Here is an 11,930-nt window from a genome sequence, read left to right as displayed (position 1 = left end):
ACCAACAATCCGATACAGAACAAGAGGTTCAACGTGGCACCGAAAAACCTGCAGGAAGTCCTCGACGCGTCGAAAGGGGCCGTGGATCTCCTCCGCAACTCCCAGATCGGCTCCTACATCTACCCGGTGGTGCCGGCCGACTTCCAGAACTGGATCAAGGAGCAGACCGCGTGGCGTCAGACGGCCGTGCTGTACGACCAGTCCCACCACATGGACAACCTGTTCCTGAAGGGCCCGGACGCCATCAAGCTGATCACGGCGACCGCCATCAACTCCACCGCCACCTTCCCGGTGAACAAAGCCAAGCAGTATGTGCCCACCACAGAGTCCGGGCACGTGATCGGCGACGGCATCCTCTTCCACGAGGCGGACGACGAGTACGTGTACGTGGGCCGCTCGCCGGCGGCCAACTGGCTGCTCTACCACGGCGAAACGGGCGGTTACCGGGACCTGGACATCACCGTGGACCGGCGCTCCCCGTCGCGGCCCTACGGCCACCCGGTGACCCGCCAGTACTACCGCTTCCAGATCCAGGGACCCAACGCCTGGCAGGTGATCGAAAAACTCAATGGCGGAGCCCTGGAGCAGCTCAAGTTCTTCAACATGTCCACCATGACAATTGCCGGCACCACGGTCCGCACGCTGCGCCACGGCATGGCCGGCGCGCCGGGACTGGAGGTGTGGGGACCGTACGCGGACCATGACCGCATCCGCGATGCGATCGTGGACGCCGGAGCCGAGTTCGGACTGGTCCCCGTCGGTTCCCGGGCGTACCCGTCCAACACCCTCGAATCGGGCTGGATCCCCTCTCCCCTTCCAGCCATCTACACCGGCGAAGCAGAGCGCGGCTACCGTGAATGGCTGCCGGCAGATGGCTACGAAGCAACCGGGACCCTGGCAGGATCCTTCGTGTCCGGGAACATCGAGGACTACTACCTGACCCCGTGGGAGCTGGGCTACGGCTCATTCGTGAAGTTCGACCACGACTTCATCGGCCGGGACGCGCTCCAGAAAATCGACCCCGCCGCCCAGCGCAGGAAAGTCACCCTGGCCTGGGACGCCGAAGATGTCACCTCCATCTTCGCGTCGCTGTTCGATGTGGACGGACCCAGCTACAAGTTCTTCGACCTGCCCCTGGCAAACTACGGCTCGGCCAACTACGACTCTGTGGTGGACGCCGACGGAACCGTGGTGGGCTACTCGATGTTCACCGGCTACAGCGCCAACGAACGCCGCGCCCTCTCGCTTGCAACGATTGATCCCAACGTTCCCGAAGGCACGGAACTGAAGGTCGTATGGGGTGAGCCCAACGGCGGCACTGCCAAAGCCGCCGTCGAACCCCATGTGCAGACCGAGGTGCGTGCGGTGGTCAGCCCCGTGCCCTACTCCACCGTGGCCCGCGCCACCTACCACGGCGGGTGGCGGACGAACTACCAGTCGGCCTAGGCTGGGGACCCCGGAGTGCGGGGGCGCGTGCGCCCCCGCACCTTCCTTGAGCCCTTGGAGGAGTACCGCATGAGCCTTCGGTACGCGCTGCTTGCGCTGCTGCGCGTGGGCCCGCTGTCAGGCTATGAACTGCAAAAGCAGTTCTCCATGTCGGTAGGCCACGTGTGGCACGCCCCCGACTCGCAGATCTACCCTGAGCTGCGCAAGATGGAGGCGGAAAACCTCATCGAAGGTGAGGAGCAGCCCCGGGGCCAGCGCGCCACGCGGCGGCTGTACCACGTGACGGATACCGGAAACCAGGCCTTCCTTGACTGGATGCAGACCCCCTTGGAGTACGCCCGGGTCCGCGACCCCGCCCACCTGCGGGCCGCCTACCTTGAAGCAGCGTCACCGGAGGCCGCGCGGGCGTTCTTCCGCCGGCATATGGGCCAGTGGGAGTCCGAACTCGCCCAGTGGGAGGGTGAACTCCAGCGCATCGACCAGGTGGACAACCCAATGCTGGTGCGCCGCCTGGCCGTGACGGATCCGGCCGACCGTGAACGAACCATCGCCTTTAAGCGGTTTACCTACGAGGGCCTGGTGGACCGGGCCCATGTGGAGATCGCGTGGGCCCGGCGCGGGCTGGAACTGGTGGACACCCTCGAGTCCGGGGGCGGCGCCCGGCCGGAGCCGAGCGCCGCCCGCGCCTAGCGGATACCGCCCTGGTCAGCCAAAGTTCTCGGCCGTTGCGTAGCCCTTGCCGTTGTACTTCTGCACCACCACCGAGGACACGGCCGGCTGGCCGTCCACCGTGGTGTTGACCGACGTACCTTCCAGCATCAGCGGCGCCTTCAGGTCCTTGATGTCCCGCAGCGCCGTCATGAAGCTGTCCCGGGTGGGTTCCTTCATGTTCTGGAACGCCTTCTCAAGGGTGGCGCCCACCATGTAGCTCCACATGCAGTGCGGGAAGGCCGGCATATCCGGGTAGTTCCCGTACTTCTTGAGTTCGTCAAGGAATTTCACGACGTCGGGGTCCTTGGCGAACGCGGGGCTCTGCGGTGCCTTGGCAAAGGACACCGAGTAGATGCCGGGGTAGGCGGCAGCGCCGCCGGGCTCAAGGATCGCAGTGGGGCTGGACGTATTGGAGGGCAGGAACCAGCTGGGCTTCCAGCCGATCTGCTGCGCCTTCTGCAGCGCGGCGATGGTCAGCGGCGTGATGGACATGGCGTTGAAGAAGACGTCCGCTCCGGAGGAGGCCAGCTGGGTGAGCTGGGCATCAACGGATGTGTCGGTGGCCTCGTAAGTCTGCTCCCCCACCACCGAGATGTTGGATGCTCCCTGGATGGCTTCCTTGAAGCCGGCAACGTAGCCCTTGCCGTAGTCATCGTTCTGCGACAGGATGGCCACCTTGTGCTGCGCGCCCGACTTCGCCAGGAGCTTGCCGAAGGCGCCCCCCTCATTCTGGTAGATGGGCACGAAGCCCAATTGCCACGGGCTCTGCTTCCGGTCGCTGAAGAGCGGGTCACCGGTCATCACCAGCACCTGCGGGACTTTCTGGCTGATCGCGGCGTCGCGGAAAGCACGGTTGGTGGGGGTGCCCAGGCCGGCGGTGGCAGCAAAGACGTTGTCCGACACCATCTGCTGGAAGTTGGCCAGCGACTTTTGCGGATCGTAGGCGTCGTCGTAGGACTTGATGTTCACGGTTCGCGTCTTGCCGTCGCCAAACTTCACGCCGCCGGCGGCGTTCGCGGCACCGAAGTAGGCCGAGACGCCGGCCACGGTGCACTTGCCCGGCCCTGCGGTGGCGCCGCTAAGGGGGGTGGTGATGCCAAGCGTGATCGCCGAGTCCGTTATCCCGGGAGAGGACGCAGAACCGCCGCCGCCCTGGCCGCCGCTATCGCCCCTGCAGCCGGACAGGGAGAGCGCGAGGGCGGCTGTTACGGCAACGATGCCAAGTACCCCGCCGGGCTTCTTTCTCATGTTCATGGTCCATCTTGCCTCTCTGTTTGTTCATGTCCCTCCAGCGCATCGTCCGGAACCGGGCGGTGCGCTGGAGCGGTCTGCTGGGAAGTCTCCCGAACCGGGCCGGCGGCAGACCGGCGGCCCGTGGAGCGGCCGGCACCGGTCCGGCGGGTCAGCCGCCGCACCACCCGGGGCACGCTCACCAGGCCGCCGGGCAGCAGGAACAGCACCGCGAGAAGGATGGCGCCCTGGCTGACGGTGGTGAGGTTGGGATCGATGGCGTTGGTCAGCTGTGGGACGAAGACGTAGTAGGCACCGCCAAGGAGGGACCCGGCGATGCTGCCCGCGCCGCCGATGACCATGGCAGCCAGGAGGCTGATGGAGTGGCCAAAACTGAGCGTCTCAGGCGACGTGTACTGCACGGCGGCGAGGTACAGGAAGCCGCTGGCCCCGCCGAAGATGGAGGCGATGGTAAAGGCGAGCACCTTGGTCCGGTAGGGGGAAATGCCCATGGAGGCCGCAACAGCCTCGTTCTCCCGGACCGCCGCGAACGCCCGCCCGTACTTGCCCCGGACCAGGCTCCGCGCCAGCAGGAAGGCCGCGGCTGCCACCACCAGGACGATGTAGAACTGCCACTGGTCGTTGTCCAGCCCGGACCAGTCGGGGGCGTCCGTGAACCGTGCGGAGATCCCCTGCGAGCCGCCGGTGAATTCGGAGAGGCGCTTGGCCAGGGGTACCCCGACGATGGGGAGGGCGATGGTGACCATCGCGATCGCCAGGCCGCCCAGGCGTGCGGCCGCGAGGGCCACCAGCAGCCCCACCACACCGGCCACGGCGCAGGCCGCGACGAACACCAGCAGGATGTTCCAGCCGTGGTTGACGCCGTAGGCGGTGACATAGGCTCCCAGCCCCACGAAGAAGATCTGCCCGAGGTTGACCTGGCCGGTGTAGCCCATGACGATGTTCAGCCCGAGCACCGCCACCGCATAGACACCGATGCGGACCAGCGTCTGGTTCGCAAAGGGCGGCAGGGCCAGAGGGGCCACGATCAGCACAATGGCCGCGAGGGCGGCGAGGAGTATCCGGACCCATGGCCTGCGTGCAGTGGCGGCAGCGGCATTCATCAGACCCTCACCACGACCTTCCTGCCGAACAGGCCTTGGGGACGGACGATGAGGATGACGAAGATCAGCGCGAAGGGCACGGCGATTTTGAGGTCGTGGCCGATGAGGGGAACGTAGACGGCCACCAGGTTTTCCAGGACACCGATTGCGGATGCCGCCACCACGCAGCCGATGGGACTGGTCAGGCCGCCGAGGATCACGGCGGCGAGCGCGTAAACGAGGGCGGTGTCCAGCATGCCGGGCGTCAACGTCAGCTGCGGAGCAACCAGGACGCCGGCAATCGCCCCCAGGGTGGCAGCGAGTCCCCAGCCCACCATGAGCAGGCGGCCCACCGGCAGGCCCGAAAAAGCGGCCGACGCCGGGTTGTCGGCAACGGCGCGGAGGGCCAGTCCCAGCTTGGTGCGCAGGAAGAGCAGTTGCAGGACCACCATGATCACAACGATGGTCACGGCGGTGGCAAGGGACCTGACGCTGACGACGGCCCCGAGGATTTCAACGCTGGTCAGCGGGAAGAGCGACGGGAACCCCAGGTTGTTGTAGCCCCACAGGACCGCGCAGATACCGGTGACCAGGGTGAGCAGGCCGATGGTCACCACCACTGCGGTGTCCGGATCTCCCCGTTCAAACCGCCGGATCAGGAAACGTTCCACCAGTGCGCCGAAGAGGAAGGACAGGACAATGGCAATGATGATGGCCAGGATGAGCGGCAGGCCGAGCTGCACGAACGCGTAGGCGAGGTAGGCGGACAGCACCGCCATGCCGCCCTGCGCGAAGTTGATCAGGCCGGTGGCCTGGTTCACCAGCACGATTGCCAGGGCCAGGGCCGCGTAGATGGCGCCGGTGGCCAGGCCGTCGACGACGAGTTGGATGAAGGTTCCCATTCGGTCAGCCCCCCAGGTAGGCGCGGCGGATTTCGTCCATGCCCTTGAGTTCGGCAGAGGTTCCGGTGAGGACGTTCCGGCCCGTTTCCAGGACGGTAGCGGTGTCCACGAGGGAGAATGCGAGGTTTGCATTCTGTTCCACCACCAGCATCGCGATCCCGGATTCGAGCCGTAGCCGCCGGATGGCCTGGTACACCGTTGTGGCGGTGCTCGGTGCCAGCCCCAGCGAGGCTTCGTCCAGGAGCAACAGTTTGGGTTTGGCCATGAAGGCGCGGCCAACCGCGAGCATTTGTTGTTCGCCGCCCGAAAGCGCTGCTGCCCGGAAGCCAACCCTGTCCTGCAGTTGCGGAAACAGGTCCAGGCAGTAGTCGATGTCACCGGCGATGGCCTTCCGGTCCTTGCGCAGGTAGGAGCCCACCATCAGGTTCTCCCGCACGCTCAGCTGGCCCAGGGTGCCCCGCCCTTCAGGTACGTGTGCTATGCCCAGTGCTGCCACCTGGTCCGGCCGGAGGCCCCTGATGTCCCGGCCATCGAACCGGATGCTGCCGCCGGTCCGGACGCTGCCGCTGATGGCCCGGAGCGTGGTGGTTTTGCCCGCCCCGTTCGCGCCCAGGATACCCACGGATCCGCCCTCCGGGACGCTGAGGGAGACCCCCTCCAGGACCTGCACGGGGCCGTAGGACGCTGTGACGCCGGTCAGTTCAAGCAGCGTCATCCGCGGCGTCCTTTCCGATGTAGGCCTCAATGACGCGGGGATCGGACTGGGCTTCCGCCGCGGTTCCCGACATCAGCTTCCGCCCGTGGTCCAGGACCACCACCTGGTCCGTTAGAGCAGAAATGAGTCCCATGTGGTGCTCCACGATGATGATGGTGAGGTCCTGCTCGGCGCGGAGGCGCTTCACGGTGGCGATGAGCTGTTCAACCTCCCCATGCGACAGGCCGGCTGCCGGTTCATCGAGAAGGAGCAACGTGGGCCGGGAAAGCAGCGCCCGCCACAGCTCGATGCCCTTGTGGAGCCCGTGGGACAGTTCGTCCGCAGGCACGTCCGCCGCCCATCCCAGCCCGGCGTTGGCCAGGAGGTCGAGTGCCTCGGCGCGGACGGCGCGCTCGGCGCGGACGGTGTACGGCATCCGCAGCGCCCACGAGACCGGGCCGCCTGGCAGCCGCGTGTGGCCCCCGAGGAGCACGTTCTGCAGGACTGTGGCGTTCAGCTGGAGCGCCGGGTGCTGGAAGGTGCGGGCAAGTCCAAGGCGTGCCATCCGGGACGGGGCACTACCGGACACCTCGGTCCCGTCGATGGAAATAGAACCGGAACTGGGCTTGTAGTGGCCGCTGATGCAATTGAACAGGGATGTCTTGCCGGCACCGTTCGGGCCCACCAGGCCGAAGATCACGCCGGGCTCGACGTCGAAACTGACGTCCTGCAGCACCTTGACCCCGCCGAAGTGCAGGCTGACGTCCTTGAGGCTCAGGCTCGCGGCCACCCTGTACCTTCCTGTTGCATCATCGCTAGGAATGGATGCAGTTGATCACCACTGCACGAAACCGACGCTACGGATCGCGGACGAAATTGTCAACGATTTTGCACTCGGTTTGCGACAACGACTCCAGCCGCCGCTCAGCCGCCCGCAACGGACTGGATGACCAGCACTTCCTGGCCCGGCGCTACCTCGGTTTCCAGGCCCTGAAGCCGCCGCACCTCGTCACCGCCGACGTAGATGTTGACGAATCTGCGCAGCGCCCCGGTCTCGTCCCGGAGCCGGCGTCCCAGCACGGCATAGTCGGCGGCGACGGCATCGAGCAGGTGCCCCACCGTTACCGGCCCGTCGGCCGGTGTGGAGAGCACGGATTGTCCGCCAGCCAGGGGTTGCAGGACACTGGGCAACAGCAGCGAAATCTCAGGCACCGGCCACCACTGCCGCCCGGACGCAGAGGACGTCCGGCAGGTGGGACGCTACCTCCGTGAACGTCTCCCCTTCATCAGCACTCGCGTAGACGGTCCCGCCCCGCGTGCCGAAGTAGACGCCGGCCGGTTCCGCCGTGTCCACCGAGGCAGCGTCCCTGAGCACACTGTTGTATTCCTGCTCGGGGAGGCCGGCGCTGAGCCCCGTCCAGGTGTTCCCGGCGTCGTCCGTGCGATGGACGGCGAGCTTTCCGTCCGGGGGGATGCGTTCGCCGTCGGCCTTCAGCGGTATCACCCAGGCGGTGCCGTCCCGGCGCGGATGCGTCAGCATGACGAAGCCGAAGTCGGCCGGCAGGCCCTCCGCGATGGAGTTCCAGCTGTCGGCATTGTCGTCGGTCCGGTAGACCCCGTGGTGGTTCTGTGCGTAGAGGCGTCCTTCGACGGCGGCATCCGCGGCGATCTTGTGCACGCATTGGCCGAACTCCGGGTTGGGATCCGGCATGAAGTAGGCCGAGATGCCCTTGTTGCGCGCTTCCCAGGACAACCCGCCGTCCAGCGAGCGGTACACACCTCCGGTGCTCATGGCGACGTGCACGGTTTCGCCCGCCGGGTCCACCACGATCGAATGTGCCGCCGCACCGCCGTAGCCTGCTCCCCACTCACTGCGGTGCGGGTGGTCCCACAGGCCTCGGTTCAACTCGAAGTGCTCGCCGCCGTCGGTCGATTTCCATACGGAGATGGGCTCCGCCCCCGCCCACACCACCCCGGGCCGGGACTCGGCGTCCGGGTAGATCTGCCATACGCGCTCCACGGCGGCGCCGGTGTCGCCCGGAAAGGTGATGGCGCCATGTTCCGGCTCGGACCAGGTGGCACCAAGGTCATCGGAGTGTGCAACGGTGGGTCCCCAGTGCGGGCTGCGGACTCCCACCAGAATCCTGGTGCGGCCCTCCCGGGTATCGATTCCGATGCTGGGGATTTCGGCCATGAGGAAGTGGGGGCCGCTGAAGGACCATTCCCGCCGGTCCCGGCTGGTGGCGAGCCACAGCCCTTTCTTGGTGCCGATTGCCAGGATGAAGGATTCTGCCGCCGTTGCCATGCGGACCATGCAACCACCGTCAGGGGCAACGCGCAACGGTTTTGAGCCCGCCACCGGCGGGACAGCGGGCGGACAAGGGGTTAGTCCACGAATTCCGACTGCGTTTCGATGAAGTCCCAGTCAGCGGCGGTCAGCACGGCGGCGGGATTGCCCGGATGCGGGCCGCCGGCTTCCGCAATCCCCTGGAGTACCGGAAGCGGCAACTCCAGTGCGCGGAGGTTCTGCCGCAGCCACTCTTTGCTGGCCAGGTCCAGGTCCAGCCACCACATGTAGATTTCCACGATTCCCCCTCCCTGCTTCAGTTAAAACGGTAGGCGCGGCCCGCACTGCGGACAAGGTCCCGCCGCGGAAGCAGGTGGCGCGTGCCGGCTTTAGGGTACTGGCAGGTAACTTGGGCCGCCAGCCCCGCAGAAAGACGAGTACCCCCTACTGGCGACTGCCCCAGGCGGCGCCCCTAGCCTGAAATCTCAAAGCAAGCTGACCGTGCTGCTGGGGCATACGGCGCAACCGCTGGCCGTCCCCCGCCATGGTCAGTTTGACGCACACATATGGGGAGAAGACATGAAACGCACCTTAGCCACACTGGGGGTGGTTGGGCTCGGCCTGATCAGCCTCACAGCGCCTGCCATCGCAGCTTCCGACCCAGTGGTGATCACCCACTCTGGCGGAAGCGCGCTGATACCGCTGGTCAATGTCAACGGCACAGGCGGGAACGGCAACGGCGGAACCAACAACGGCGGCGCCAACAACACTGGCGGGAACGGCAACGGCGGCTCCAACAACGGCGGCGCCAACAATACTGGCGGTAGCGGCAACAACGCTGGCGGCAACGGCGGCGGCAACGGCAACGGCGGCTCCAACAACGGCGGCGGCAACGGCAACGGCGGCTCCAACAACGGCGGCGGCAACGGCGGCTCCAACAACGGCGGCGGCAACGGCGGCTCCAACAACGGCGGCGGCTCCAACAACGGCTCCAACAACGGCGGCGGCAACGGCGGCGGCGGCGGCAACGGCGGCGGCACCGGCAACGACGGCGGCACCGGCAACGACGGCGGCACCGGCAACGACGGCGGAACCGGCAACGACGGCGGCACCGGCAACGACGGCGGCACCGGCAACGACGGCGGAACCGGCAACGGCGGCGGAACCAACAATGGCGGCGGCGGCAACACCAACGTCTCGGCGGCTTTGACCCCGGCCGCTGCCCCCAAGGCAGCCCCGCAGGCCGCTCCCGCCGCAGCCCCGGTCAGCGTGGGAACCAACCAGGGCTACAACGCCCAGACGGCCGTTGGGGCTGACAGCACACCCGGCTGGCTTGCTGGCCTGGGAGCACTGGCTGCCGCAGGAGCGCTGGTGGGGGTACGCCGTCGACCACGTCCACTGCACACCACCCGCTAGCCCACAATCCGCCACCCCGGTGGCTTAGAGACAAGGAAGGCGCCCTGCCAGTGCCCGGCAGGGCGCCTTCCTTCCTTTCCCCAGACCACCCGTGAGGAGATGCCATGCCACAGGACCGACGCCGGCACGCAGCACCCGGGCGGGGCCTCACGAGGTGGCAGCCCCGGCAGCGGTGGACCAAAGGCGACCTGGCCATCCTTGGCTGCGGCGTCCTCACCTTCCTGTCCTTCACGGCTGGCGCACCCCTCTTCCACGAGGCCCCCCTGCTGACGGTCCCCGGCATCCACGCGTCGGCTCCCGGCGTACGCGCCGCCGCTGCGCCTGCGGGGGCGGCAGCCCCGATGGAGGAGACTGGCATTCCGCAAGCCACCGGAACAGCGGCCGCCCAGCCCCAGCCCGTGGTGAATCCAGCGCCTGAAGCCGCCGTCCTGCCGCCGGCTGCCCAGCCGATCCACATCCGGTACCCGGCCGCCGCCTTCGATGTGCCCCTCCATCCGCTGGACCTGGACGGCGAAGCACAATCCAGCCGCACCATTGAGCCGCCCGCTACGAAGGACGGCTACTGGCTGTCAGCTTTCGGCACGCCGGGCAAGGGATCCGGCAACACCACGTACGTCATAGGCCACAGCTGGGAGGGTGCGGACGCTCCCTTTAACCATTTGAGCTCGGCGGCCGCCGTTGGTGACCGGTTTGATCTGGAAACCGCCGCCGGGTCCATCAGCTACCAGGTGGACAGCGTTACCACCTACCTGAAGTCCGGCCTCAAGGACAGCGCCGTCTGGGACATGGTGCCCAACCGCCTGGTCCTCATCAGCTGCTTTACCGAGGACCCGTGGGGCAAGAACGTTGTGGTCACCGCTTCCCCAGCTGCCCCGTAGCATCCGCCCGGCAACGCCTGAAACGTGCCCGGGCCTAACGTACCTGTTCACAAGGTCTTTGACTGGCGCACAATGGGCAGCATGACATGGGAAAACTTCGATGGAGCTCCCCTGCTGGTGGGCATCATGCCGAAACAGCACCCGGAGGTCATCCAGACTGCGGCCACCCTCGCTGCCCGGCTGGCGGCACCCCTGGTCTGTGCGTATGTAGACGAAGCCAGCTACCTGGTCGAGTGGGATCCGGCCCGTTCCGCCCACCGCCTGTCCCGGCACCCGGGAGTGGATGACGACATGCTGGCACTGACAACCGAGCTGAAAGCGCTGGTCCAGTCCACCCTGGACCAGCTGCCGGCGGGCGGTGGACCACCGGAGTGGTCCTTCCGCACCCTCACCGGCGACCCGGCCCGGGCACTCGGGCAGCTGGCCGCCGAAATGGACGCACCCTTGATCATTGTGGGTACCCCGGAACGGGGATTTAGCCATCGCCTCTCGGAAGCCCTCAGCGGCGCCGTGGGCACATGGCTCAGCCACCACCAGAGCCGGCCCGTGCTGGTGGTTCCCTACCGGATGCCCGCCCACGAGGACCGGCCGTGATGGGTGCTCCCGGGGGCAAAACCCCTTCTTCGGGGCCCCGCTAAAGTAAAGCGAAAGTAGTTATTCGGGGTGCTGGCGCGGTGCCGTACCAGCCAGTAAGCTGATTCAAGCAAGGCCGATCCACCTACCGTGGAAGCAGGAATTGCCCAAGAGCTGCTCCGGAGTGCGTATCCCCCAATAACGCCCTCCGGAGCTTTTTTGTGCCCCGAGGGGGTGCCATCGGCACCTTTAAATTACCCCCCGGGGGTACTTGTGCATATACCCCCAAGGGGTATATGTTGACTGCATGAACGCTACCGGGGAAGCCATTGCGGCCGCCGAACATCCGGCTATGGAGGAAGGCGCTGCCCCTCAGCACGGGTACACGGGAAACAAGGACGCCTACCTCCGCCGCCTGAAGCGCATCGAAGGCCAGGTGCGGGGCATAGCCCGGATGGTGGACGAGGACAAATACTGCATCGACATCCTGACCCAGGTTGCCGCCGTCACCAAGGCCCTGCACGCCGTCAGCCTGGGGCTGGTCGAGGAACACATCGGCCACTGTGTGGTGGGGGCCGCCTCCGAACCAGACCCCGACGTACGGGCAGAAGCCATCGATGCCAAGGTCAAGGAAGCTGCCGACGCAATCGGCCGCCTGCTTCGCTGACGCCACCACCATCCCAACCCGGC

14 protein-coding genes are annotated in these 11,930 nt (G+C 66.7%); 6 read left to right on the top strand and 8 right to left on the bottom strand.

All coding sequences use genetic code 11. The annotated features are described in order from the left end of the window. Window positions 1-33 precede the first annotated feature (33 nt). On the top strand, window positions 34-1,446 hold the full coding sequence (locus tag PV772_RS06155; protein ID WP_141182802.1) for an aminomethyltransferase family protein: 1,413 nt from the start codon (window positions 34-36) through the stop codon (window positions 1,444-1,446). 69 nt (window positions 1,447-1,515) lie between these two features. Next, window positions 1,516-2,136: a PadR family transcriptional regulator gene (locus PV772_RS06150; RefSeq protein ID WP_347885646.1), complete on the top strand. Its 621-nt coding sequence runs from the start codon at window positions 1,516-1,518 to the stop codon at window positions 2,134-2,136. Window positions 2,137-2,151: 15 nt separating this feature from the next. Here the strand turns inward: PV772_RS06150 and PV772_RS06145 are convergent, their stop codons facing one another. The 8 genes from PV772_RS06145 to PV772_RS06110 form a co-directional block, all read right to left on the bottom strand. Next, window positions 2,152-3,405: an ABC transporter substrate-binding protein gene (locus PV772_RS06145; RefSeq protein WP_141158877.1), complete on the bottom strand. Its 1,254-nt coding sequence runs from the start codon at window positions 3,403-3,405 to the stop codon at window positions 2,152-2,154. Window positions 3,406-3,407: 2 nt separating this feature from the next. Then, the gene (locus PV772_RS06140) at window positions 3,408-4,511 is read right to left on the bottom strand and encodes a branched-chain amino acid ABC transporter permease (RefSeq protein ID WP_347885645.1); all 1,104 of its coding nucleotides are present in this window, start codon (window positions 4,509-4,511) and stop codon (window positions 3,408-3,410) included. Beyond that, window positions 4,511-5,392, bottom strand: a complete 882-nt coding sequence (locus PV772_RS06135) for a branched-chain amino acid ABC transporter permease (RefSeq protein WP_347885644.1) — start codon at window positions 5,390-5,392, stop codon at window positions 4,511-4,513. Before PV772_RS06135 ends, PV772_RS06140 begins: the two co-directional genes overlap by 1 nt. Before the next feature lie 4 nt (window positions 5,393-5,396). After that, window positions 5,397-6,107 (bottom strand): ABC transporter ATP-binding protein, encoded by a 711-nt coding sequence (locus tag PV772_RS06130; protein ID WP_347885643.1) that lies wholly within the window; start codon window positions 6,105-6,107, stop codon window positions 5,397-5,399. Then, complete coding sequence (locus tag PV772_RS06125; protein WP_347885642.1) at window positions 6,094-6,876, bottom strand: ABC transporter ATP-binding protein; 783 nt, start codon at window positions 6,874-6,876, stop codon at window positions 6,094-6,096. Before PV772_RS06125 ends, PV772_RS06130 begins: the two co-directional genes overlap by 14 nt. A 134-nt stretch (window positions 6,877-7,010) precedes the next feature. Beyond that, complete coding sequence (locus tag PV772_RS06120) at window positions 7,011-7,298, bottom strand: MoaD/ThiS family protein (RefSeq protein WP_347885641.1); 288 nt, start codon at window positions 7,296-7,298, stop codon at window positions 7,011-7,013. After that, a complete protein-coding gene (locus PV772_RS06115; protein ID WP_347885640.1) occupies window positions 7,291-8,400 on the bottom strand; it encodes an exo-alpha-sialidase in 1,110 nt (369 codons plus the stop codon). Before PV772_RS06115 ends, PV772_RS06120 begins: the two co-directional genes overlap by 8 nt. Before the next feature lie 71 nt (window positions 8,401-8,471). Then, window positions 8,472-8,672: a hypothetical protein gene (locus PV772_RS06110; protein WP_141158870.1), complete on the bottom strand. Its 201-nt coding sequence runs from the start codon at window positions 8,670-8,672 to the stop codon at window positions 8,472-8,474. A 280-nt stretch (window positions 8,673-8,952) separates the two neighbouring features. Between PV772_RS06110 and PV772_RS06105 the strand changes: the two genes are divergently transcribed. The 4 genes from PV772_RS06105 to PV772_RS06090 all read left to right on the top strand — a co-directional run bounded on the left by PV772_RS06105 (window position 8,953) and on the right by PV772_RS06090 (window position 11,907). Continuing rightward, entirely contained in the window at window positions 8,953-9,789 is an 837-nt protein-coding gene (locus tag PV772_RS06105; RefSeq protein WP_347885639.1) for a hypothetical protein, read from the top strand. A 104-nt stretch (window positions 9,790-9,893) separates the two neighbouring features. Next, window positions 9,894-10,667 (top strand): class F sortase, encoded by a 774-nt coding sequence (locus PV772_RS06100; RefSeq protein ID WP_347885638.1) that lies wholly within the window; start codon window positions 9,894-9,896, stop codon window positions 10,665-10,667. Between the two features lie 81 nt (window positions 10,668-10,748). Next, window positions 10,749-11,261 (top strand): universal stress protein, encoded by a 513-nt coding sequence (locus tag PV772_RS06095; RefSeq protein ID WP_307361061.1) that lies wholly within the window; start codon window positions 10,749-10,751, stop codon window positions 11,259-11,261. Between the two features lie 286 nt (window positions 11,262-11,547). Then, window positions 11,548-11,907, top strand: coding sequence for a metal-sensitive transcriptional regulator (locus PV772_RS06090; RefSeq protein ID WP_141158867.1), 360 nt, complete (start codon window positions 11,548-11,550; stop codon window positions 11,905-11,907). Window positions 11,908-11,930 lie beyond the last annotated feature (23 nt).

This window comes from Pseudarthrobacter sp. CC12 (assembly GCF_039907755.1).
Lineage (GTDB): Bacteria > Actinomycetota > Actinomycetes > Actinomycetales > Micrococcaceae > Arthrobacter > Arthrobacter niigatensis.
This window is presented reverse-complemented; position numbering and strand designations above follow the sequence as displayed.